The sequence below is a fragment of the Streptomyces sp. Go-475 genome (assembly GCF_003330845.1).
Lineage (GTDB): Bacteria > Actinomycetota > Actinomycetes > Streptomycetales > Streptomycetaceae > Streptomyces.
In genome coordinates, this window is the sequence record NZ_CP026121.1 from 2478888 (window position 1) to 2500099 (window position 21212).

Consider the following 21212-nt stretch of genomic DNA (forward strand, 5'->3'; position numbering starts at 1 on the left):
GGCGGGGGTCTACTCCTGCGTGCCGAGCTGCGCCGCGAACCGGTCGTAGGGCACGGACGCGTGGACCGCGGCGTCGCGGACCTGGCAGTACCGCAGCACCTCGGCGGGCTCGGTGATGATCACGACGTCATGAAAGACGTCCTCGTCGTCGAAGCGGAGGATGGCGACGAGGCGGCTGTCGAAGATCCAGAAGTCCTCGGCGGGCAGATGCGCCCGCTCGGCGTCCTCACGCCACAGGTTCCGGACGTCCTCGCCGGTGGCCGCGTTGCAGCGGGCGTAGGACAGCAGGAACAACTGGCCCTCGGTCGGCGGGTTGTCGACGACGCGCACACGGCCGACGTACTTGCCCGCCTGGGTCTGCCGGCGAATGTTCTGGCACCAGTCGCTGTCGAGGTCCATCGGGGCGTGGCCCGTCTTGAGGAACTCGGTGTAGCCCTCGTCTTCGCGGTCGGAGGCGTAGCCGCGCCGGGTCTCCAGGTGCCAGGCCGAGTGCTCGAAGTGGTGGAACAGCTGGCCGAACTCCTCAAGGTCGATGAGTTTGGGCACGCGGTTCATCTCCTTCGGGCCGTGGTTCACGAGCAGCTCGCGGGGAACAACCACCGCGGCGTCGTCCAGTCCGAAGTGCTGCAACTGCCGCAAGTCCGCAGGGTCGGTGATTGGCCGTCCCTGGACGATGATCTCACCGCTGTCGAGGTCCTCGTGCAATGCCGGGCACGCACCGTTCTTGCTGTCCGTGCCGTTGAATCGCAGCTGTCGCGCCATGGTGGTCTCCCTCGTGCTGGGTTGCGTCGCCTTCAGCATCACCAGGCTCCGGGCCTCGTACTACCGTGCACGCGCCCCGTCGTGAGACCACCGGAGAACACTCGGTCAGGCCACGAGAACATTCGAGAACATCGCATGGCGGGTGTCAACACCGCCTTCGTACGGTCCAGTCATGGCCGAAACAACCGCACAGGACGTCGACCCTTTCACTGCCGCGGAGTCCCTCCGGGCGGCCCTCGATCAGGTCGGCATCGTGCTGCCGTCGCTCTCGGTGGATCCGGCAGCGCCGAGCCTTCGTCTCGTGGAGCTGGGGCGCGTACGCGCGGACGTGGCCATGCGACTGGCACGCGCACTCCAGCAAGGGAGCCCGACGACATGAGCACGAAGCGACAGACCCTCGAGGGCACAACCATCGCGGATCCGCCTCCGCCCGACCTTGCGGTGATGCGGGAGACCACGCAGATTGTGCTCGGGGGCGACTCGGGGCCGCACCCTCTGCTGCGAGACGATGAAGTGGCCACGCTCACGGAGGCTCTGCTCGGGCACCTTGAACTGCTCCTGCCCCAGGCCGAGCAGGCGGCCGCGCGGCTGCCGAGGAACAGCGTGACCCGATCCGGCGCGATGCACTGCGTCGCGGAGGCACGCGGCAAGCTCCGCGCACCCGAGCTGGGCTTTGCCGCGCTGGCCGGAAGCGTGACGTACGCACGGAGGCTGGCTCGCGTGCTGGTTGCCCTGTGCGAGCACTACGAGATCGTCAGTGCGGGAGTGGAGGAGACGCCCGAGCAGAGGGCGTTCGTGCGCCTGGCCGAGCACTGCCTGAGGTGCCCGACGTGCCGGACCGTGGACGACAGGGGCTGGAACGCCAGGCTCTTCTGCGAGGAGGAGAGGAGGCTGTACGGGGAGTACCGGAGGGCATGCGCTCGCGCCGCCGCCACTCGCCGCGTCAGCCGCGGACGCTGTGTGGAGGCATCGGCATGACCACCATCGAACCCGAGGCACCCGACACTGACACCGACGAGTTCGAGCGGCTGGGCGAGCAGCTGGTGCGCACGGCGAAGTCGTCCCGCGTCCGGGCTGCGGTCCAGGCGTTGGTCGAGGAGCGGACGATCCTGGAGGGTCGGGCCGTACGCCACGCCCTGATCATCGACACCGACGTCGGCGAGGTCGCCCACTTCGAAGGTCTGTCGGGGCTCCAGTACGGGCTGGGGCTCGACGAGGGACAGCGCTCCTTCCTCCACCTGGTGCTGTCCATGGTGGGCATCGGGATCACCACGCTCGCCTCCGTGCAGGACCTGGACGACCGACGGCTCCAGATCATGCTGCGCGCGATCCTGCGGCTCGCGGGCAACGACGACATCGCCGTCGGCCGCCGCCTGTGACCTCCTGGAGCACACACAATGCCCAACCAGTTACCCCGCTGCCCGGCCGACGGGAAGCGGTCCTTCGCATCACCCGAAGCTGCAAGCCGCTGGCTGGCCGGCAAGGCAGACGAGTTCGCGGCCCGGCCGGCCACCGATTCGTACCCCAAGTACAGCTACGAGTGCCGCAGATGCCCCTTCGTGCATGTCGCGACCAAGCCGCCGGAGCGCGCGACCCTGAGCCGGGGCGGAAGGTCGAAGAGCAGGAAGAACCGGAGGCGCTTCGGCGGCAAGAACGGGTGACCCCCTGCCGTCGACAGGAAGCGGGCCCTCGACCGCGGCCGCCCTCGTCACCCCCGTCGGGGGCGGCCGCTCACTTCACCAGCTCCGACAGCGGCGTGTTCAGGACGTCGGCGATGAGCAGCAGCTCGGTGATGGTGGGAGCCCGCTGCGCAGTCTCGTACCGGTGGATCGTCTTGTGGTCCAGGCCGACGCGCTCGCCGAGCTGAACCTGCGAGAGGCCTTCACCGCGGCGCGGCTCGCGGATGCGGTCCCCGATGACCCGGCGGCGGGCGAGTACCCAGTCGGGCATGGGATCGAGAGGCACCCGACCAAGCGGTAACGATCCGCGGGCGGTCATCCGCTGGTCGCCGCCCGCGGGCCGTTCCTCCTCACGCCCCGACGATCAAGTCCCTCACACGAGTGGCACAGAAACATGATCGTTTGGAGTGGTGGACTGTGGACTTCGCTCACAGGAGAGGCCCCCTGCGAAATCTCCAGGAGGCCTCTGACCTGCTACTCGGTACCGTGGGCGCGGACGGTTTCGAACCGCCGACATCCTGCTTGTAAGGCAGTGCGACTAGCCAAGACTCTAACCAGGGACAACACCACTGGTCAACAACTCCCAAGCCATACAGGCAACTTGCCATGGACTACCTACTGAAGCTGCCTCCCCACCAGGGCATGAGTAGACCCCCTGGCCATCGGCGCAGTCAGGGGGTCAGTCGTGGGGTGTCTCGTCAGTCAGCCGTCAGTTCCTCGGTCTCGTCGTCGCTCATAGCTGTCAGCCGCTCACCTCGGCACTCGGCTACCTCCGCGGCCTGATTCGCCCAGAAGCACATGGTGTAGAGAGACCGGATCAGTTGATCCTTGGTCGCCTTGGGGTTCATCACCAGAGCCATGGCCCGTTCGACGTCCCTACGGGTCGACCTGAGGATGTTCTCTTCCCTGCCCTCTGCCAACCGCTGCATGACTCCCCCGGGCTGATAGAAGCCTGTCTTACCTGTGCCATCGGCCGGCATCCGTCGTAGCTCCGACTGCCCCTCTGGAATGATGCTCATGGGTCCGAACCTTCCTTCGGATCAAGGCCCCGGTGTCAGAGCTAGTCCCTCTGTCCGGGGCCGTTCTCTGTCTGAGCCGTCGAGTCTACGCACACTGTGCACAGTCCGCACAGCGTGCTACCCAAAGTGCTGAGTGCAGAGGGTGCACAGACCATGAGGCCATGGAATACGAGTGGCAGCGTGTGGCACGTGACCTTGAACAGAGGATCAATGCAGGCGAGATCCCCTCAGGTGGTCGGCTGGAGAACGAGAGGGAGCTAGCCGACAGGTACAGGGTCAGTGCTGGCACAGTCCGTAGGGCAGACAGGGACCTCAGGGAGAGAGGCTTGGTCGAAACCCTGCCAGCCAAGGGAACGTTCGTCGTCTGACGTTTCTATTGGGCCCTGGCTCCTGCCTCTGATGTCTCGTCTCGTGTCTGCTAACTGGCTTGTTGGTGTCGTTTCGCATGCCACCCATCTAAGGCAGGCCGGCATTGTCTGCGCCTGCCCAGGTATATACACACGCACACCCCCGGGGTAATGGGTAGAAAGGCATTCGGAGAACCCGCCGGGAGTCCTTGCATTCGATCGCGTACGGGTTTCAGACTTTTCCAAGATCTCAATGCCAAACACGAAAGCCGGGGACCCTGACAGCCAAAAAAGTTGCCAAAATCCCCGGGTATGTGTCAGTGCTCCCAGTTGCCACCGTATCCGTCAGCCTTGGCAATGAAATGCCGCGGCTTGTGATTATGGTTGAACTCCTCCGTGACAGGAGGATTCGGGTTGGGCTCAATAAGGCCAGGAACCTTCACAACCCAATCCAGGTAATCCAGTTCCTGGGACGCCTCCCAGGTAAGCCGGCCATCCTCGGCAAGCTGCCAGTATTCCAGGTTGTCACCCTGGCTATGCCCATACCGCGGGTGAGTATCCATGTCGCCCTCAGACACACAGAATGTGAACAGACCAGCGTGCTTCTCCAGAGTCGCCTTAGCCTCCATAGCGGCCCTATGCAGCCGCTCCCATTCCTCCCTGGCCTTCTGCGCCTTAGCCGCCTCCTTGAGGCCCATCGGCAATAGCTCTGCCTTTACTCCCTCCAAATATTCCTGGTGAGCCTTGGACACCAGGGCCTCAAGGGCGGGAACCATACGGCGATATTCACTCACCTTCTCCTCAATGGGGCGCAGCGTGGCGTCACGGTCCGGGAGTTCCTTGCCTGCCGCCGCAGCCTGTATCTCCTGTTCCTTGAGTTCCTGCTCAGCTTCTCGAATAGCCGGCACATGGTAAACGTACTGGTCCAAGGCATTCAGAGTTCGTCGGGAGGTATAACGAGAATTCTCGGTCTTGTATTCAGACAGCCTGGCCTCTGCCTGCTCCCAAGCCTTCTTGAGAGCCTTTACCCGAGTAGACAGGGGAAGATCGGCAGGGATATCCATCGTGTTCTTAGTCATGGTCTCTCCAATGTTCGTAGTCAATGTGTTCCTTACTCGCCCCGGACATGGAAGTGTCCGGCCCTTATGGCCTCATACACTTCTAGGGGTGTCATGTCATTCAGCTCTGCATGTGTCTGCCGTCCTGTTGTCAGGGTGTCCGTAGTGCTGTCATCCATTGCGCTTCTCCTATGCAGTGAGCTGAGAGAGGTAACGGGCCCCGGTACGCTCAGAGACCTTGAAGGCAGCAGCAAGAGCCTTAGCAGTCACCTTCTGTCCAGTCTTATCGAGAGTGTCACCCACACCCCGGATAGCTTGGAGAGAGGGACGGGAACGGCCCTGCGCGCCCTTCTTACGGGGCGCAGCAGGAGTAGGCACTTCGGTCTCTTCCTCGGCAGCCTCAGAGCCGTTTACAGGCTCTTCCTCGTTCTCATGTCCGGATTCAAGAGGAGTGACACCGACAGTGGACTTTGGCAGTGCAGCCAAATGGAGCATGTGAGCGGCTGCAAGAGCCGGCACAGAGGACACAGCAGCCACAAGCCACGGACCAAAAGTCATGTAGCCGCTGGAGATAAGGTGTCCGACCACCTGAGCAGACAGAGCCATCCCCAAGGCAACTCCACTGCCAGCAATTGCAGACTTCCGGCCCTTTGTGCCACGGGGCCGAGTAGTGGCAATGACAGCAGATGCAGCGGAGTACAGAGACAGCACTAGCGGCATGAGGTACTCGAAGTTGTTCGAGAAGCCGGAAGCACGGGCTAGCTGAATCTCTGCCGGCATTGAGATGACGAGAGCAGAGATGAGCACCAGGGGCCGAGAGATGACAGCGGTAAGCCTGGCATACAGGGGAGTGTGGTTCATTGTCACGCGTTCCAATCGTTAGAGGATGACGGAGCGAATGGCGCTCCGAACGGCAGGATCAGTAATATTCTTGAGAGCCTCAGCCAAAGGGATGTTGAGCACCTTGGCCATAAGGATCTGACTGCGCAGACTTGGAGTGCGCTCCCCATAGAACCACTTGGTTACAGCCTTGTAGGTAATGCCAGTTGCCTCAGCTATCTCTGCGTAGCCGATACCGCGGGCACGTCGAATTGCATCCCAGGATTCACGATCCCAGAGATTAATGTCAGACATGTCAATCTCTCCTATGTAGGAAAACGAGGGAAGGGAGGGCAAAAGAAGATGGCCCCGGCTCTCACGCAGAACGAGAGAACCAGGGCCAGAACCATCTAGGCTAACCAAGCCATCCGAGGATGGCTCCCAGATACCTAGACGGCAGTAGGGGAGGAACCAGGCATGACCACGAACCAGAGAGGACTAGTGGGAAAACTTTCCTTCAAAGTCCTTCCCTATAGACGTCGCTGACACTCTCGGCGTTTTTGGACGTCGCCCCTTGAATCTGAGAGCCAGATCACAGCAGAGGCACTGTCCAAGGTTCCGAGACCAGAGGCGCAGCCGAACACAGAGGGCAGGGAGGACAACTTGAGGCGTAGCGCTAGGGCCAGGGGGACTCTCAGAGGCTCTCAGGCAGCCAGAGACAGCCGGGGAGCAGTAGCCAGAAAGTCTTGTATCTCGTCTGAGAACTCAAAGCGTTCACCGGGGCCCGGCACCCGGCTCTTCTCAAACCGATAGTGCAAGACAGCTTCCAAGGCACAACCGCCGGCCATGACTGCCAGGATGTCAAACCCTGGCCCTTCTTTCTCCGCTTCCCGCTTCAAGTCTCGGAATCGCCTCTTAAGCGTTTCCTCTGTGTTGGAGTAACCAATCTTGACTGTCTCGTCAGGGAGTAACACCACATAGCAGAATCCGGGGAATGCCTCCACACCATGGATAGCCGCGGACTGTCGGATGGTGTATGTGCGGCCTCGGTAATACAAGTTCAGGTGTTCATTACACAACGGCATGGAGTGATGCACCAAGGCATCGGCACCACAGACAACATCATCTTTAGTCCAGCAACAAGTAACCATGGTCAATCTCCCAAGCATTCTCCAAACACCAGGAGCCCTCTTTCGGGAGGGCTCCATACTGTTGTTCATTCTTACTTACATATCTCACAAGGAACACGGAAGAGAATATGGCCCCCCTACCCCCCAAGCCGTTTACTTGGTGAGGTAGGGGGTAACCACACTCATCTTCCGTATCCCTTGCGGCTTATCGCACTGAGGTATCCGTAGAGAGTCCCCATTTGAGCATCTCTTCCATGTGCTCTGGTCTTGGGAAGGCCCCTGGTGTTTCCACCACGCCAGAGGCTCACCGACCGAGTGAGCTTGGCTCCAGAGGATTGCTCCTCCACTAGTTCTGAATAAATGCGACGCAGACTCAGCCGGGGAGGTTGGCGGACATCCATACATCCCTGGACTGCTGGTACTGGTCTGTACTCTTCCCTCCCTCCCGCGGAGTCTTGAGCCACACTGCGGGCGCCGGGGACTCCCCTTCCGGCCAGTAGGACAGGTTCCGGTGGATGCCTACCTTGATTCCCCTGCGTCTGAGACGTGCTGTACGGGCCTTAGCGGGTTTGCCGTGGTCATCACAGTACTTCCGCGGTTTACCCCTTCCCCGGGCCTTCTCAGAGCCATACAGGGGTACCCCACACCCCTTCCAGTGGCACCCTTCGTAGACTTCCCGGCAATCCTCAATGATGAATCCCAGCTTGCACGGCGCAGAGCCATCCCCGATTGACTGCAAGAGATCGTCAATAGGGTCTTCCTTGTTCGGCCCCTGCATAAGGTCTGCCAGCATCTTGTCTCGGTCAAGCGGATCCCAGGAAGGCAGCATGGCACTGAAAGGGACGACACCAAGGGAAAGCAATCCACTGTGAGCCATGGCCAGACTCTCGAACTCTGACTCCTGCCGTGCCGGCCACGGGTCCGGGTATGCAGACTTATCCTCCTGCCAGTCCGCAAGCCATTCATCTGCCTTGCGCTCTACTGCTGCGTTCTCATCTTCAACCAACCGCATTTCGGTACGCTCGTAGGCCATTCGCTCTCCCCGGGGCAAAAGAAAAGGGCCCTAGCGACTACTAGGGCCCTACTGGTGCTCATATTCAGTTGTAACGACAAAGGGCCATGACTCCTACTGCTGCCATGGCCCTTATCGGGGTACTGCCTATTCAGTTAGCGTCGCACGCAGTGCGCAGCGACTATGCTTCGAACTCCAGTCGAGACACCATGTCGTCAACCCAAAGCCCTGTCAGGAACTCTGCGGCCTGCGCCTCGGTCATGGCTGCCGTTTGTGCGTAGACCTTGACTGCTGCTGCCAGGGTCAGAACCCCTGCCTCCCAATACGCTCCGAGTGCGTTGACCAGTTCGGTCAACGTCTCCAACTGTCCTTCTTCCCAGTCAGACAGTTCCTCGCCATTCTCGTCTACGTAGAGCGACATGCTAGGGTGTCTCCCTCTCACAGAGAGACAGAGGGCGTGTTGAAGTTTGGCGACTGAGGCACGCCCTCTGTCATGTCCAACAACGGTGTGTAGTGGTCTATTCCCGCCCGGGTGTGACCCTGGTCACTGCTGAGAGCTAGTACCGGTCGCCCATGCGCTTGACTGCCGTTACGGCCCTGGTTGTGGCCATGTCTGCGGCGTACCTGCGGAGCATGCTCGGGTCCTTCCAGCCGGCCACGGTCATGATGTCGCCCTCTGCCACTCCTGCTGACAGGAGATCATCGGCGAATGTGTGGCGGAACTGATGAGGACTTACCGAGTCGTATCCGGCATCCTTGGCACGCCGATTGATCATTCGGTAGAGACCCGAGTATGTGAGGTGTCCGCGGTTCCTGCTGCCAAGCCAGAGCCACCCGCTGTCACTCAGCTTGTGGTGTTCCCTGGCCCTCAGGTACCGGGTCAGAGCAATGACTGTCTTGGGCTGCAACGGGATGATGCGGCCCTCTCCTGCCGCCCTGGCGTCCTTCAAGGGCACCACCTGCAAGAGGCCCTGATTCAGGTTGACGTACTCCAGTCGGAGTGACAGGAGTTCCTCTGCCCGCAGTCCTTCTGTCAGGACACGGATCATGGCATGGTCCCGAACCTTCTCGAACTCCCGAACCCTGGGGTGACCATTCCCGGTCACCTTAAGAAGGTCAGTGATGAAGTCCGAGGAGAGCGTCTTGGGCTTGCCCCCGGTGGGTGCGGAGTACCGCTGAAACTTCTTGTCCCGGTAGGGGTTGGGTACGTCGAACTCGTCTTCCAGCCATGAGAAGAACGTCCGGAGATTCCTCTGTACCGAGTTGGTACCGCCCCGGTCGTGGCTGTCGTAGTAGGCCCTGAAGAAATTGTTCACAGTGGCCGTGTCCAGGGCGGTGAAGTCGTCTTCCAGTCGTTCCCTGGTCATCCACTGTTCCAGGGCTCTGACAGCCTCTACGTACGTCCTGACTGTCTTCTCTTGGTAGGGCCGACCGTGCTTGTTGTTCACGGTCCTCAGGTGAGTGGCGTACTCCGAGAGCATCACTGCACGTTCCTCGGAACTGTGCTCCGTGGCGAGTACTGCGGTGACCGGTACGGCCCTGGTGTTCCTGGCCTTGGGTGCCGTGCTGCGGAGCGGGCTACGTCCCGCTACGGTGCTCTTGGCTGCCATGTGGTCTGACTCCCCTTGGTAGGGGTGCTAGGCAAGTCCTAGTCAGCTAGGCATCTTGACTAACACCCTTGGTTAGGTGAGTCACACTGCTTTTGGTGGCCCCTCTTGCCTGTTCTTGCTGGTCAGAGGGGTCCTGGTGGGCGCGGACGGTTTCGAACCGCCGACATCCTGCTTGTAAGGCAGGCGCTCTACCCCTGAGCTACGCACCCGGCTCCCGGGTCACGCGCCCAGGACGAGTCGACAGCCTACATTGCCCGGGGCGCGGTCCCGCAAACCCGTATCGGGGGCCGTGGCGGGGGTTAACCCCACCGTTGATCCGGGAGCGGCCCGGATCCCCCGGCGGGTCCCGGATCCCTACGGTCGTAGAGCGCCCGAGAGCGCCCGTCGTCCGTCCAGGGGGAGATCGTCATGACCCGCAGCACGCACACCGCCGGCACCACCCGCAGCACCCGCAGCACCCGCTCCCTCCCTGCCCGTGCGGTCGCCGTCGCCGGTGCCGTCGTGGTGCTGGTCTCGGCTCTGAGCGCCTGCGGGGCGTCCGCCGGGGACGACACGGACCCGGACCGCCGGTCCTTCGACCTGGAGGGCCGCACGCTCACCGTGGACTCCGACGACTCGGCCCTGGAGATCGTCGCCGCCGAGGACAACCCGGCGGGCAGGATCGAGGTGACCCGGTGGTTCCAGGGGTCGGTCGTCATCGGCAAGGACCCCGAGGTCACCTGGTCCATGCGGGACGACCGGCTGGTGCTGCGGCTGAAGTGCTCCGGCGTCGTCGCCGACTGCTCGGCCAGGCACCGCATCGAGGTGCCGCGCGGCGTCACCGTGAAGGTCCAGGACGGCGACGGCAGCGTGCGCGCCCGGGGCTTCCGGGACCCGCTGAGCGTCCGCACGGGCGACGGCTCCGTCCGCGTCACCGACACCACCGGTCCCCTGAACCTGCGCACCGGCGACGGTTCCATCCGCGTCAGCGAGGCCACCGGCCGGCTGGAGCTGCGCGCCGACGACGGGTCCATCCGCGTCAGCGACGCCACCGGCCCGCTCCGGATGCGCACCGGCGACGGTTCCATCCGGGCGGACGTCTCCTCCCGTGACGTCCGCACCCACACCGGTGACGGCTCGGTCCGCCTCGACCTCGGCGTCGTACCGGACCGTGTCGAGTCCCGCAGCGGCGACGGTTCCGTGACCATCGCCGTGCCCCGGGCCGGCTACCGGGTGACCACCGAGACCGGTGACGGCGGCGTGGACGTGTCCGTGCCCCGCGACGAGACCAGCCGGCACGTGGTGTCCGCCCGGACCGGCGACGGCAAAGTCACGGTCCGAACCGCGAACTGATCGGCCCGTGTGTTCGTCCTCAACCGGTGGGAGAATGACACCGGGCAGGGTGGACCACAGCACGGGAGAGGGATGTGACGGCGACACCAGCGCAGCCGTACTCGCCGTCGGTGCCGCGCGCACATCGTCCGCGCCGCCGCCTCCCCCGCACCCCCGGCCCGCTCCGGGACACGCTCACCGTGACGGTGCTGCCCCTGGTGGCCGTCCTGGCCCTGCCCGCCGCCTTCGCGGGCGGCGGCACCCGGCGCTGGTTCGGCGGCCGGGCCGAGGGCCAGCGGGCCGAGGCGCAGGCCGCGAAGGACGCCGCCGCGGCCGCCTTCTACGAGCTGGACACCGCCCAGCGGGACCTGCGCATCTCGATCGAGACGATCACCGCCGTCGACGATTCGCCCGCCGCCCGGCGCGCCGTCACCGACTTCGACGCCCTCGGCCGCCGCATCGACGAGGCCAGCAGCCGGTACATCAACGCCGTCGACGCCCACGACCTCGACCGCGACGACCTGGAGGCCTCGGCGGCCTCCCGCGCCCGCTCCGAGCTGACCGCCGCCAAGGAGGAGCTCGGCCGGGTCAAGCAGGAGCTGGACCGCTTCGCCGACGGCCTCGGCCCGCTGCTCGGCAAGGCCGAGACCCAGCTGGCCCGCCTCGCCCCCGCGGTCGAGCGTGCCCGCCAGGGCCTGCTGGCCGCCTCCAACGCCCTCGACGCGGTGCGCGCCTCGGGCCTGAAGGCGGACGACCTCGCCGCCCGGCTCGCCGCCCTCTCCCCCGAGCTGACCAAGCTGAACCAGGGCGCCGGGCAGCACGGCGTGCCGCAGACCCTGGGGCGCGCCGAGCGGGTCACGCGGGAGGCCGAGGCGGTCCGCGTGGAGGCCGAGCGGCTGCCGGGCCGGGCCGCCGAGATCGACCACCGGCTCGTCTCCCTGCGCACCCGCGCCCAGGCCCTGACCACCCGCTCCGAGCAGGTCCCGCCGATCCTGAGCGAACTGCGCCGCCGCTTCACCGTGGCCTGCTGGCAGGACCTGCAGCAGGTCCCCGACGTCGCCGCCGAGAACGTCCGCCGGGCCGAGGTGAAGCTGGCCGAGGCCCGCACCGCCCGGGACGAGCAGCGCTGGGCCGACGCGACGGCCCTGCTGTCGACCGTACGGGCCCTGCTGAACACCACCGACGAGGCCGTCTCGGCCGCCGGCGACCGGCTGCACCGGCTGAACGCCGTGCAGAAGGACCCCCAGCAGGAGATCGACCGCACCCGCTTCGCCATCCGCGACGCCCAGCGCCTCGCCATGGCCGGCCGCAACACCCCCGACCCGCGTCACGCCCGGCCCCTGGACGACGCGGTGGCGCGCCTGGAACGCGCCGTCGCCACCCTGGAGGGCCGCCACCCCGACTACTGGCACTTCCTCACGGAGACCGAAGCGGTACGCCGGACGGTGGCCGACGTGGTCTCCCGGATCCGCGAGGAACGCGGCGCCGCGGGCCACTGAGCCTGCTCCCGAGCCCCTGCGACGGCCGCGGCAGGCCGGTTAACCTGTGCGCATGCCTCGCTACGAGTACCGCTGCCGGACCTGCGGCGACACCTTCGAACTGAGCCGTCCCATGGCGGAGTCCGCCGCCCCCGCGGCATGCCCCTCGGGTCACGACGACACGGTGAAGCTCCTCTCCACGGTCGCGGTGGCCGGCTCGGCCTCCGCCCCGGCCCCGGCGCCCCGCGCGGGCGGCGGAGGCGGCGGGTGCTGCGGTGGCGGCTGCTGCGGCTGACGTCCCCCCGGTCTCTTTCCTCAGGATCCCTTCAGGTCCGGTCTCCTAGCGTGGCGGCATGACAGCCATCGCCGCGGACGCCGGACCGCAGTGGGTCAACGACCTCATGGACACGCTGGGCGCGCCGGGTGCCGGTCTCGCCATCGCCCTGGAGAACCTGTTCCCGCCGCTGCCCAGCGAGGTGATCCTGCCGCTCGCCGGGTTCGCCGCGAGCAGCGGGCGGATGGGCCTGCTCGCCGTCCTGCTGTGGACGACGGCCGGTTCGGTGATCGGCGCGCTCGCGCTGTACGGGGTCGGGGCGCTGCTCGGCCGCGACCGGACGGTGGCGATCGCGGGCCGGCTTCCGCTGGTGAAGGTGTCGGACATCGAGAAGACCGAGGCGTGGTTCCTGAAGCACGGCACCAAGGCCGTGTTCTTCGGCCGGATGATCCCGATCTTCCGCAGTCTGATCTCCGTACCGGCGGGTGTCGAGCGCATGCGCCTGCCCGTGTTCCTGGGGCTGACCACGCTGGGCAGCGCGATCTGGAACACGGCGTTCGTCCTCGCGGGCTACTTCCTCGGCGCGAACTGGCACACGGTGTCCGACATCGTCTCCACGTACTCCAAGGTGGTCCTGGCCGTGGCGGCCCTGGCGGTGGCGGCGTTCATCGCGGTACGGCTGCTGCGACCGCGCCCTGAAGAGGCGCGGGGAACTGCGCGACAAGCCACCGCCCGGCCGCACCCGCACGACGACCAGGACACCCGAGTCCTCAGGCGCCCCGTACTGCCCCCAGAAGCTCCCGCAGGATCCGCTCCCCGGCGAGGACACCCCGGTCGGGAAGCACCCTGACCGAGGGAGCCGTGAAGCCGGTGTCGGCCAGCTCTCCGTGACCGGGCCGCCAGCCCTGGTCCGCCGCGAGGAGCAGGTCGGTGTCGAGCAGGGAGTCACCCGCGGCGAGCGTGAGATCGGCCCCGGTCCGCCGGGCGATCTCGCGCATCGCCGCGCTCTTGGTGAGCGGCTTGGGCACGGCGTAGATCTTGCGGCCCTGGAGGGACACCGTCCAGCCGCGGTTCTCCGCCCACACCGCGAGTTCCTTCACCCAGTCCTCGTCCAGCAGTTCACGCTCGACGACGAGGTAGGCGAAGAGGTCGTCGGCGACGCGGTGCTTGCGCACCCAGACCGGGTCGGCGGCCCGCAGCAGGTGTTCCTGCACCTCGGCCAGGGGCGCGCACTGGTCGGCCAGCCGCGCGGTCACCTGTGCGTGCCAGTCGGGGTCGGACACGCCGTCCACCAGGATGTGGCCGCCGTTCGCGCAGATCGCGTACGTGGGCGCGGGGCCCGGCAGATTGATGCGCAGGTACTGCTTGCGCGTCCGGGTCGTCGTCGGCACGAACACGGCCGCGTCGCCCAGGTCGGTGAGGAGCCCGGCCGCCGTCTCGGTCATGTAGGACAGCGGCTTGCTCTCGTGCACCTCCACGCACAGCAGCCGGGGCGCCCGCGCGTCGGGCATGGTCAGCGCCAGGGCCGCGGAGGAGTAGATCAGGGTGCGGTCGAGGTCGCTCGCGACGAGTACGGGCATCAGACCGTCACCGCCTTGCCGTCGGCGCCGGTGGCGCCCCGGGTGTACCTGGGGTGGATCAGGCCGACGCAGGTGTAGGGCAGGTCGGCCACCTCCTCGACGGGTACGCCGCGTTGCTCGGCCAGCAGGCGGACGTGGTCGAGGTCGCTGCCCGCCCCGGCGCGTGCCAGGACCTTCCAGGGCACGCGGCGCAGCATGACCCGGGTGGTCTCGCCGACGCCGGGCTTGACGAGGTTCACGTCGTGGATGCCGTACTCCTCACTGATGCGTTCGACGGCGGCCCAGCCCTCCCAGGTGGGCGAGCGGTCGGCGGCGAGCAGTTCCTTGGCCTGGGCGCAGGCCGCGTCCGCGACCTCGGGGAAACGGGCGGAGACGGCGTCGAGGAAGGCCACCGAGACGTCGGTGGCGGCGAGTTCGCGGTAGAACTTCGCGCCGTGGTAGTCGTGCGGGCCGACCAGGTCCGCGCGGAGCACGGTCCGTGAGATCAGGCCGGAGACGGTGGAGTTGAGGCAGGCGGAGGGGATGAGGAAGTCCTCGCGGGTGCCGTAGGTGCGTACGCAGGAGCCGGGGTCGGCCAGGACGGCGATCTCCGGGTCGAAGCCTGTGATGCCGTCGGACTTCTCGAACTCCGTGAGCGCCTGGGCGAGTTCGCGGGTGATGGCGCCCTTGCCGGTCCAGCCGTCGACGAAGACGACGTCCCGGGGGTCGTGGTGTGCGGCGAGCCAGCGCAGCGCGTTGGCGTCGATGCCGCGGCCGCGGACGATCGACACGGCGTAGTGCGGCAGGTCGAGGCCGTGCCGGTGCCGGGCCCAGCGGCGCATCAGGATGCCGACGGGTGTGCCGGCGCGGGCCAGGGAGACCAGGACCGGGTGAGGCGACCGCTCGGCCAGGACGGTCTCGGTGACCACACCGACCGCCTGGGCGATGCGGGCCGCCGACTCCTCCAGCGCGGCGTGGAACAGCTCCTGGTACTGCTCGCTCGGCTGGTACTCCACGGGCAGCGACTCCGCGTAGTGGGCGCCGCCGCTCTGGATGGCCTCCTCGCGCTCCTCGGTCGGCGCCTCCAGCGTCACGTCCGAGAGGTCCTGGAGCAGCCAGCCGACCTCCTCGGGCGCGTACGAGGAGAAGGCGGGGCCGCGGAGGGGCTCGGGCAGCATGGAGGGCCTTTCGGGGGCGGGCCGGGTCCCGGGGACGTACGACGGGACGACGGCGAGGAGGACCCGCGGCGTGTGCGCGGCGAGCCGGGCCAGCAGGCCGTCGGGCGCGTGCAGCGCGGGGGTGTCCCCGGCCGAGTCGACGACGGCGACGACAGCGTCGAAGCCGGCGCCGGCGACGTTGTAGGCGTACCGCTCGCCGGGCCCGTCGGCGGGGTCGTCGTGGGCGGGGAAGACCAGGCGGGTGCGTATCGCGTAGCCGGGGTCGTCGACGGCGAGGACGGGCGAGCGGGTGGTGGTGGAGTAGCGCACCTCGGCGTCCGTGGTCCGCTCCAGCGCCTCGGCGAGCCGGAGCGGGGCGTACATCAGCTCCTCGAAGCCGAGTACGAGCACACGGCGGGCGCCGGCGGGCAGCGCCTCGGCGATCCGGGCCGCCATTCCGGGCAGGGCGGCCTCCAGCCGGGCGCGGTGAGCCGGGGTGAAGCCGTGTCGTCCCCCGTCGGGGAGCCCGGCGGGCCAGCGGAGGTCTACGCGGGTGATGCGGGGGTGGGTTCGCTCGTCGTCCGGGTGCGGGCCGGTGGGGGCTGGTCGCGCAGTTCCCCGCGCCCCTGAGGGGTTGACCTCCTGGTCTGCCTCGACGGCAACGCCGTTGTCCGACGAACCCTCCGACTCGTACCGCGCCACCAGCTCGCGCCCTTTCTCCAGCACCCCCTCGGGCAGCCGCACCGTCCCCGAGGCCGCGGCCACGAGATCCACCCGCGCGCCGATCTCACGGGCGAAGTCCTCCAGCCGCCCGGCGTCCGCCGCCGACCGCATGTCGACCAGCGCCACCACCACGTACCGCCGCCGCGGATACCGCGCGTGGAGGTCCCGGACGGTGTTCAGCACCGTGTTGCCCGTGGAGAACTCGTCGTCGACGAGGACCAGCGGCCCGGCGCCGGTGAGCAGCGCGGGGTCCTCCGGCAGCAGCAGGTGCGAGGTCGCGTGCGAGTGGGACTCCTCGAAGCCGCCGGCGGGGGCGAGGCCGGCGACCGGGCGGCGGGTGGAGTGCAGACAGGGGGCGAGGCCCAGCCCGTCGGCGACGGAGTGGCCGAGGCCGGTCGCGGTCTCCGCGTAGCCGAGGACGACCGCCGCGCGTGCCTCCTCCTCCCCCAGCAGGTCACGGACCCGGCGGCCGAGCTCGACGCCGTGGCCGTACACGACGGACGGCGACTGCGGCACGTGCTTGCCCAGCACGTTCGACACCAGCAGGTGGGCCCGCTTGGGGTTGCGGCGCAGCGCCAGTCCCAGCAGGTCGGTCAGGTGGTCGTCACCGGCCAGCTCGACGCCGAGCCGCTCGGCGACCCAGCTGCCCGACCAGACTCCGTCGCGCACCTCGTGGTGCGGCCCCTCGTTCACTGCCTTCTCCATGGATTCCCTGCGTCGCGTTCACCGGTGTACCTGACTCGAGGACTCAGCTCGGCAGCCCCGCCGCGAGCAGTTCCACGAAGCCGATGTCCTCGTTCGCCACGCCGAAAACCTCGGCACGCAGCAGGGTCCGCTCGGCCCAGGCCCGATGCGGCTTCACCTCGTTCATCTTGTTCGTGTAGGCCGACCTCAGGACGCCCCCGCCGCCGCGCTCGGGGCGCAGGATGTCCTGGGCGTCCGAGAACTCCTCGTGGCTGACGACCGACAGGGCGTGGACCGGCAGCACGTGCGAGGGGTGGATGCAGGTCTTGCCCAGCAGGCCGTTGGCGTGGTCCAGGGAGATCTCCCTGAGCAGGCCGTCCATGGCGTGCTCAATCAGCTTCGCGCGCAGGTCCGCGGCCTGCACCTCCAGGAAGGGGCTCTGCCGCAGCATCGGCTTGAACATGCGCTCCTGGACCCGGAAGTACTCCCACACCGGCCCGGTCACGGTGAAGCCGGTGCCGTCGGCGCGGCCCAGCATGTTCACCACGTCGGCGATCACGGAGGCGACGATCTGCACGTCGTAGGCCGTCATGTCGGGGCCTCTGCGCAGCCCGTAGGAGGAGCAGAAGTCCGTCACGCCGAGGCGCAGGGCGAGGACGCGGTCGCGGTACTTGTCGATCGCGCGGGAGATGCCCTCCAGGGTCTCCACGCGGGTCTCCCGGTACAGCAGCTCCGGCGACTCCAGCACCGGCATGGCGAAGAGGCGACGGCCGCTCTCGGCCTCGGCGGTCGCCAGGGCCTCCAGGAACGGGATGCCGCGTTCCTCGGTGAACTTGGGCAGCACGAATCCGGACAGCAGGCGGACGGCGGGGCCGAGGCGTCGCACCAGGTCGGGGATCTGCTCGGGGACGCGGACCCGGATGAACAGCAGCGGCAGGTCCGCGTCCGGGAGGTCGGCGAGGGCGCTGAACTGGCGGACCAGGTTCTCCTCGCCGGGGCCGACGTCCGCGTCGTCGATCGAGTCCTCCAGGCACAGCACCATCGACACCACGCCGCGTCCGCCCTGCTTGAGGACGTCGTCGGCGAGGCGCGGCCGGGTGGCCGGGCTGTAGAGCGTGGCGCCCAGGGCGGCCGAGAGCAGACGGGCCGGGGAGTCCGGAGTGAACACGCACGGCTCGCGGTGGAAGAGACGCTTCCGCACCTCAGGGGCGATGTGCCCGAAATGACGCATGGAACTCCCCCGTGGTGGTGGTGCGACCTGCGAATCGTCGAAAGCTGGCCGGTAATAGTACGTAGAAGTCCATGTCAGAGGTTCCCGTCAGGCATGAATTTCAGGTAACGCGGGCAAGCACAGCCGGGCCCGGTCATGACGACGGTAGTCGCCGTCCGCCCTCGGCGCCGCTCGTGGCGGCGCGGCCCCCCGCGTTGTCGTGAGCAGGACCGAGAAGGCAGGATGACCGCATGACGCACGCGATGCTGAAGGGGTCGAACGTCCCGCTGGAAGCCACCACGGTGCGCGCCGTGCTGCGCTGGACACCCGGGCAGGGGGTTCCGGACGTCGACGCCTCCGCGCTGCTCCTCGGCCCCGACGGTCGCGTGCGCTCCGACGAGGACTTCGTCTTCTACAACCAGCCCCGGCACCCCTCCGGGAAGGTGTGGCGGCTCGGCAAGAAGCGGGGCGCCGAGGGCCTGACCGACACGATCCAGACAGATCTCACCGGTGTCGAGACGGAGGTCGGCCGGATTCTGCTGGTCGCATCGGCGGACGGCGTCACGTTCGACCGCGTGCAGGCCCTGCGCATCCTGCTGTACGACGCGGCGGACACCGGTGCGGAGGCGCTGGCGTACTTCGACGTCAAGCCGGAGACGGGCCAGGAGACCGCGCTGATCTGCGGCGAGCTGTACCGGCGCGGGGAGGGCTGGAAGTTCCGGGCGCTGGGCGAGGGCTACGAGAACGGGCTGAAGGGGCTCGCGACCGACTACGGCATCTCGGTGGACGAGTCGGAGGCGGCGGCGGAGGAGCCGACGACGACGGTGCCCACGCCCCCGACCACGACCGCATCCCCGACCGCATCGGCACCGGCACAGCCGACGGCCGCCGGCCCCGCTCAGCAGCCCCCCGCCACGGTCCAGCACTCCCCCGAGGTGTCCCGGCCGCTGCCGCCGGAGCAGCCGACCGCGGTGCCCGCGCAGCCGGGGTACGGGTACCCGCCCCAGCAGCCCGCGACGACCCAGCCGGCGACGGCCCAGCCCGCGTACGGCTATCCGCACCCCGCGAGCCGGCCCGGCTACGGCTACCCCCAGGCACCGGCCACGGCGGGCGTCGCGGGGGCGCAGACCGGCTACGGCTACCCGTCGCCGGTCACCGCGGCCCCCGACCCCGACTTCCGCCTGCCCCCACAGGGACCGCAGTTCATCGGACGCTAGCGCCTGCCGTACAGATCACCGACAGGCGGATCACCGACAGGTTCTAGACCTTCGTCTTGTAGCCCCGCCCCCACTGGAGCCCCCACCCGTACAGCCGGTCCAGCTCCGCCTGGAAGCCGTAGACGAACTTCGCCTCGCGGCGCACGATGATCTCGTTCTTGACCTTCTCGATCATGACGACGGCGCAGGAGCGGGCCTGCGGCTGGCGTTCGTCGAGGTGGATCTCGATGCGCGGGCCGTTGCTCGGGTAGAGCGTGACGATGGCGTGGGCGCGGTCGAAGGCGGGTGTCTGGTCGTAGATGTAGACGAAGACCAGCAGCCGCTTGATGCTGTCGCGGTGGTCGAGGTTGATGTACATCGTCTCGCCGGACCCCGAGCCGAAGCGGTCGTCGCCGCTGAGCTTGACGTACGGCGGGGCGTTGACGTCGCCGAAGTAGCCGCCGAGGGGCTGGACGACCCCCTTGGTGCCGTCCTGGAGCTCGTACAGGCAGCCCAGGTCGAGGTCGACGTTGACGACGCTCTGGCTGTGGCCGATGACCTCCGGCGGCTTCAGTGCCCTGAAGGGGTGGCGCAGCAGGCTCTCGCGCTGTGAGCCGCCGATGTCGGACGTGCGCATGCGCCAGCTCAGGTTGACCCGTAGATGGCCGTTGGCCGCGTCCTGTTTGGTGAGTGATATCTGCGCGCGCCGCTTGGTCAGCTCGATCGCGTTGGTGTTCGCGTTGCCCGAGTCGAACTGCACATCGCCGCGCCGGAGTCCGTCGAACAGGCCCATTCCGCCCCCACGTTCACTTGGAGACCGCAGGTCATCGCCGTACCCACGGCCGTTGACGACCGACGGGGCGGCCGCCGAGGAGTCGCCTCGGTGGCCGCCCCGCACAGAGCGTTCCTCTCCCGGAGGGGTGTCACACCCCGGACGAGATTTCAGTCTTCTCGTCCGAGCCGGCTTTTCCCTCGGCCGCCGCGATGGCGCGGTTGCGGCGCACGGAGGACCAGAAGGAGGCGCCGATCAGGATGACGCCGATGGAGCCGGTGATGAACTCGTTGATCTCGTACTGGATGGTGACCAGGAGGACCATGGCGAGCGCGCCGATGGCGTAGTGCGCGCCGTGCTCCAGGTAGACGTAGTCGTCGAGGGTGCCCTCGCGGACCAGGTAGACGGTCAGCGACCGGACGTACATGGCGCCGATGCCGAGGCCGAGGGCCATCAGGACGATGTCGTTGGTGATGGCGAAGGCGCCGATGACGCCGTCGAAGGAGAAGGACGCGTCCAGGACCTCGAGGTAGAGGAACATGAAGAACGCGGCCTTGCCGGCCAGCTTGACCGCCGACTTGGGCTTGCCCTCGCGCGCGGCCTTCTCCTCGGCCTCGTGCTCGCGCTCCTCCTCCTCTTCGAGCTTGTCCTCGAAGTAGCCGGAGAGGCCACCGACGATCATGTAGGTGATCAGGCCGGCGATGCCGGAGAGCAGGACGGTCTCCGCCTTGTCGGCGTGGGTGCCGCCGTGCTGGTGGGCGTTGGCGCCGAAGGTGATGGCGGAGATGAGCAGGACGATCAGGGCGATGCAGACCGACAGCATGTCGACCTTGCCGAGCTTGGCCAGGGGGCGCTCCAGCCAGCCGAGCCACTTGATGTCCCGGTCCTCGAAGATGAAGTCCAGGAAGATCATCAGCAGGAACATGCCGCCGAAGGCGGCGATCGACGGGTGGGCGTCGGTGACGTACTGCTGGTACTGGTCCTTGTCGGTGAGCGCGAGGTCGACGGCCTCGATCGGGCCCAGCTGGGCGCTGAGCGCGACGATCACGACGGGGAAGACCAGTCGCATGCCGAAGACGGCGATCAGGATGCCGATCGTGAGGAAGATCTTCTGCCAGAAGGCATTCATCTTCTTCAGGATCCCGGCGTTGACCACCGCGTTGTCGAAGGACAGCGAGATCTCGAGGACGGACAGGATCGCTACGACGCCGAACGCGGTCCACCCTCCGTAGAAGACCGCTGCGACCAGGCCGAGCGCGGTGACCGCGAACGACCACCCGAAGGTTTTCAGAACCACTGGCTACCCAATCGTGTGTGTACGGGGCTCCCCCGCGCCGTACCCGGCTTTACGAAACTTTGAAGCCGAAGTCTAGTCGGGCCCCTTCCGCACCCCACGAGGCCCTGCATTTTGC

At 67.1% G+C, this 21212-nt stretch carries 23 protein-coding genes and 1 tRNA gene; 10 read left to right on the forward strand and 14 right to left on the reverse strand.

The window, feature by feature from the left end; genetic code table 11:
- Window positions 1-9: 9 nt before the first annotated feature.
- Window positions 10-762: a DUF6879 family protein gene (locus C1703_RS11360; RefSeq protein ID WP_114257375.1), complete on the reverse strand. Its 753-nt coding sequence runs from the start codon at window positions 760-762 to the stop codon at window positions 10-12.
- Window positions 763-934: 172 nt separating this feature from the next.
- Between C1703_RS11360 and C1703_RS11365 the strand changes: the two genes are divergently transcribed.
- From C1703_RS11365 to C1703_RS38915, 4 genes are read left to right on the forward strand one after another with little or no spacing between them, the layout of a single operon-like run.
- Window positions 935-1141 (forward strand): hypothetical protein, encoded by a 207-nt coding sequence (locus C1703_RS11365; protein WP_114251989.1) that lies wholly within the window; start codon window positions 935-937, stop codon window positions 1139-1141.
- Window positions 1138-1740: a DUF6415 family natural product biosynthesis protein gene (locus C1703_RS11370; protein WP_114251991.1), complete on the forward strand. Its 603-nt coding sequence runs from the start codon at window positions 1138-1140 to the stop codon at window positions 1738-1740. Before C1703_RS11365 ends, C1703_RS11370 begins: the two co-directional genes overlap by 4 nt.
- Window positions 1737-2141, forward strand: coding sequence for a hypothetical protein (locus C1703_RS11375; protein WP_114251993.1), 405 nt, complete (start codon window positions 1737-1739; stop codon window positions 2139-2141). The genes C1703_RS11370 and C1703_RS11375 overlap by 4 nt, the downstream gene beginning before the upstream one ends.
- 18 nt (window positions 2142-2159) lie before the next feature.
- On the forward strand, window positions 2160-2423 hold the full coding sequence (locus C1703_RS38915; protein ID WP_157993096.1) for a hypothetical protein: 264 nt from the start codon (window positions 2160-2162) through the stop codon (window positions 2421-2423).
- 70 nt (window positions 2424-2493) lie between these two features.
- Here C1703_RS38915 and C1703_RS11380 read toward each other — a convergent pair whose 3' ends face one another.
- Together C1703_RS11380 and C1703_RS11385 are read right to left on the reverse strand one after the other, a co-directional pair.
- Window positions 2494-2712 (reverse strand): helix-turn-helix transcriptional regulator, encoded by a 219-nt coding sequence (locus C1703_RS11380; protein WP_232840454.1) that lies wholly within the window; start codon window positions 2710-2712, stop codon window positions 2494-2496.
- A gap of 427 nt (window positions 2713-3139) precedes the next feature.
- Window positions 3140-3460, reverse strand: a complete 321-nt coding sequence (locus C1703_RS11385) for a hypothetical protein (protein WP_114251997.1) — start codon at window positions 3458-3460, stop codon at window positions 3140-3142.
- Between the two features lie 161 nt (window positions 3461-3621).
- Between C1703_RS11385 and C1703_RS11390 the strand changes: the two genes are divergently transcribed.
- Complete coding sequence (locus C1703_RS11390) at window positions 3622-3828, forward strand: winged helix-turn-helix domain-containing protein (RefSeq protein ID WP_114251999.1); 207 nt, start codon at window positions 3622-3624, stop codon at window positions 3826-3828.
- Between the two features lie 296 nt (window positions 3829-4124).
- On the opposite strand, the gene C1703_RS11395 is transcribed toward C1703_RS11390, so the two are convergent.
- From C1703_RS11395 to C1703_RS11415, 6 genes are all read right to left on the reverse strand, one after another.
- A complete protein-coding gene (locus C1703_RS11395) occupies window positions 4125-4886 on the reverse strand; it encodes a hypothetical protein (RefSeq protein WP_157993097.1) in 762 nt (253 codons plus the stop codon).
- An 858-nt stretch (window positions 4887-5744) separates the two neighbouring features.
- Window positions 5745-5999 carry a helix-turn-helix transcriptional regulator gene (locus C1703_RS11400; RefSeq protein ID WP_114252003.1) on the reverse strand — a complete coding sequence of 85 codons (255 nt, stop codon included), beginning with the start codon at window positions 5997-5999 and terminating at the stop codon, window positions 5745-5747.
- A gap of 1188 nt (window positions 6000-7187) precedes the next feature.
- Complete coding sequence (locus C1703_RS38920; protein WP_157993098.1) at window positions 7188-7847, reverse strand: hypothetical protein; 660 nt, start codon at window positions 7845-7847, stop codon at window positions 7188-7190.
- A 160-nt stretch (window positions 7848-8007) separates the two neighbouring features.
- Window positions 8008-8247 carry a hypothetical protein gene (locus tag C1703_RS11405; RefSeq protein WP_114252005.1) on the reverse strand — a complete coding sequence of 80 codons (240 nt, stop codon included), beginning with the start codon at window positions 8245-8247 and terminating at the stop codon, window positions 8008-8010.
- 136 nt (window positions 8248-8383) lie between these two features.
- A complete protein-coding gene (locus tag C1703_RS11410; protein WP_114252007.1) occupies window positions 8384-9436 on the reverse strand; it encodes a tyrosine-type recombinase/integrase in 1053 nt (350 codons plus the stop codon).
- 134 nt (window positions 9437-9570) lie between these two features.
- Window positions 9571-9645 (reverse strand) — tRNA-Val (locus C1703_RS11415).
- A 199-nt stretch (window positions 9646-9844) separates the two neighbouring features.
- Between C1703_RS11415 and C1703_RS11420 the strand changes: the two genes are divergently transcribed.
- The 4 genes from C1703_RS11420 to C1703_RS11435 all read left to right on the forward strand — a co-directional run bounded on the left by C1703_RS11420 (window position 9845) and on the right by C1703_RS11435 (window position 13349).
- The gene (locus C1703_RS11420; RefSeq protein WP_114252009.1) at window positions 9845-10768 is read left to right on the forward strand and encodes a DUF4097 family beta strand repeat-containing protein; all 924 of its coding nucleotides are present in this window, start codon (window positions 9845-9847) and stop codon (window positions 10766-10768) included.
- Window positions 10769-10842: 74 nt separating this feature from the next.
- Window positions 10843-12246, forward strand: a complete 1404-nt coding sequence (locus C1703_RS11425) for a hypothetical protein (protein ID WP_114252011.1) — start codon at window positions 10843-10845, stop codon at window positions 12244-12246.
- Between the two features lie 52 nt (window positions 12247-12298).
- Window positions 12299-12520: a zinc ribbon domain-containing protein gene (locus tag C1703_RS11430; protein WP_114252013.1), complete on the forward strand. Its 222-nt coding sequence runs from the start codon at window positions 12299-12301 to the stop codon at window positions 12518-12520.
- A 58-nt stretch (window positions 12521-12578) separates the two neighbouring features.
- Window positions 12579-13349, forward strand: a complete 771-nt coding sequence (locus tag C1703_RS11435) for a DedA family protein (RefSeq protein ID WP_114252015.1) — start codon at window positions 12579-12581, stop codon at window positions 13347-13349.
- Here C1703_RS11435 and C1703_RS11440 read toward each other — a convergent pair.
- From C1703_RS11440 to C1703_RS11450, 3 genes are read right to left on the reverse strand one after another with little or no spacing between them, the layout of a single operon-like run.
- Window positions 13270-14079, reverse strand: coding sequence for an HAD family hydrolase (locus C1703_RS11440; RefSeq protein WP_114252017.1), 810 nt, complete (start codon window positions 14077-14079; stop codon window positions 13270-13272). The genes C1703_RS11435 and C1703_RS11440 overlap by 80 nt on opposite strands.
- On the reverse strand, window positions 14079-16643 hold the full coding sequence (locus C1703_RS11445) for a phosphoribosyltransferase (protein WP_114252019.1): 2565 nt from the start codon (window positions 16641-16643) through the stop codon (window positions 14079-14081). The genes C1703_RS11440 and C1703_RS11445 overlap by 1 nt, the downstream gene beginning before the upstream one ends.
- 43 nt (window positions 16644-16686) lie before the next feature.
- Window positions 16687-17853 carry an HpcH/HpaI aldolase/citrate lyase family protein gene (locus C1703_RS11450; protein ID WP_114252021.1) on the reverse strand — a complete coding sequence of 389 codons (1167 nt, stop codon included), beginning with the start codon at window positions 17851-17853 and terminating at the stop codon, window positions 16687-16689.
- Window positions 17854-18083: 230 nt separating this feature from the next.
- Here C1703_RS11450 and C1703_RS11455 point away from each other — a divergent pair, with 230 nt between their 5' ends.
- Window positions 18084-19049 (forward strand): TerD family protein, encoded by a 966-nt coding sequence (locus C1703_RS11455; RefSeq protein ID WP_114252023.1) that lies wholly within the window; start codon window positions 18084-18086, stop codon window positions 19047-19049.
- Window positions 19050-19092: 43 nt separating this feature from the next.
- Here the strand turns inward: C1703_RS11455 and C1703_RS11460 are convergent, their stop codons facing one another.
- Together C1703_RS11460 and C1703_RS11465 are read right to left on the reverse strand one after the other, a co-directional pair.
- Entirely contained in the window at window positions 19093-19821 is a 729-nt protein-coding gene (locus C1703_RS11460) for a Tellurium resistance (RefSeq protein ID WP_114252025.1), read from the reverse strand.
- A 130-nt stretch (window positions 19822-19951) separates the two neighbouring features.
- Complete coding sequence (locus C1703_RS11465) at window positions 19952-21097, reverse strand: DUF475 domain-containing protein (protein ID WP_114252027.1); 1146 nt, start codon at window positions 21095-21097, stop codon at window positions 19952-19954.
- Window positions 21098-21212: the final 115 nt, after the last annotated feature.

Coding starts and splice junctions, on each gene's coding strand:
- C1703_RS11460 (WP_114252025.1), bottom strand. CDS start 19,821: ATGGGCCTGTTCGACGGACTCCGGCGCGGCGATGTGCAGTTCGACTCG.
- C1703_RS11375 (WP_114251993.1), top strand. CDS start 1,737: ATGACCACCATCGAACCCGAGGCACCCGACACTGACACCGACGAGTTC.
- C1703_RS11420 (WP_114252009.1), top strand. CDS start 9,845: ATGACCCGCAGCACGCACACCGCCGGCACCACCCGCAGCACCCGCAGC.
- C1703_RS11440 (WP_114252017.1), bottom strand. CDS start 14,079: ATGCCCGTACTCGTCGCGAGCGACCTCGACCGCACCCTGATCTACTCC.
- C1703_RS11390 (WP_114251999.1), top strand. CDS start 3,622: ATGGAATACGAGTGGCAGCGTGTGGCACGTGACCTTGAACAGAGGATC.
- C1703_RS11385 (WP_114251997.1), bottom strand. CDS start 3,460: ATGAGCATCATTCCAGAGGGGCAGTCGGAGCTACGACGGATGCCGGCC.
- C1703_RS11450 (WP_114252021.1), bottom strand. CDS start 17,853: ATGCGTCATTTCGGGCACATCGCCCCTGAGGTGCGGAAGCGTCTCTTC.
- C1703_RS11370 (WP_114251991.1), top strand. CDS start 1,138: ATGAGCACGAAGCGACAGACCCTCGAGGGCACAACCATCGCGGATCCG.
- C1703_RS11435 (WP_114252015.1), top strand. CDS start 12,579: ATGACAGCCATCGCCGCGGACGCCGGACCGCAGTGGGTCAACGACCTC.
- C1703_RS38915 (WP_157993096.1), top strand. CDS start 2,160: ATGCCCAACCAGTTACCCCGCTGCCCGGCCGACGGGAAGCGGTCCTTC.
- C1703_RS11410 (WP_114252007.1), bottom strand. CDS start 9,436: ATGGCAGCCAAGAGCACCGTAGCGGGACGTAGCCCGCTCCGCAGCACG.
- C1703_RS11365 (WP_114251989.1), top strand. CDS start 935: ATGGCCGAAACAACCGCACAGGACGTCGACCCTTTCACTGCCGCGGAG.
- C1703_RS11380 (WP_232840454.1), bottom strand. CDS start 2,712: ATGCCCGACTGGGTACTCGCCCGCCGCCGGGTCATCGGGGACCGCATC.
- C1703_RS11405 (WP_114252005.1), bottom strand. CDS start 8,247: ATGTCGCTCTACGTAGACGAGAATGGCGAGGAACTGTCTGACTGGGAA.
- C1703_RS11445 (WP_114252019.1), bottom strand. CDS start 16,643: ATGGAGAAGGCAGTGAACGAGGGGCCGCACCACGAGGTGCGCGACGGA.
- C1703_RS11455 (WP_114252023.1), top strand. CDS start 18,084: ATGACGCACGCGATGCTGAAGGGGTCGAACGTCCCGCTGGAAGCCACC.
- C1703_RS11395 (WP_157993097.1), bottom strand. CDS start 4,886: ATGACTAAGAACACGATGGATATCCCTGCCGATCTTCCCCTGTCTACT.
- C1703_RS11430 (WP_114252013.1), top strand. CDS start 12,299: ATGCCTCGCTACGAGTACCGCTGCCGGACCTGCGGCGACACCTTCGAA.
- C1703_RS11360 (WP_114257375.1), bottom strand. CDS start 762: ATGGCGCGACAGCTGCGATTCAACGGCACGGACAGCAAGAACGGTGCG.
- C1703_RS38920 (WP_157993098.1), bottom strand. CDS start 7,847: ATGGCCTACGAGCGTACCGAAATGCGGTTGGTTGAAGATGAGAACGCA.
- C1703_RS11400 (WP_114252003.1), bottom strand. CDS start 5,999: ATGTCTGACATTAATCTCTGGGATCGTGAATCCTGGGATGCAATTCGA.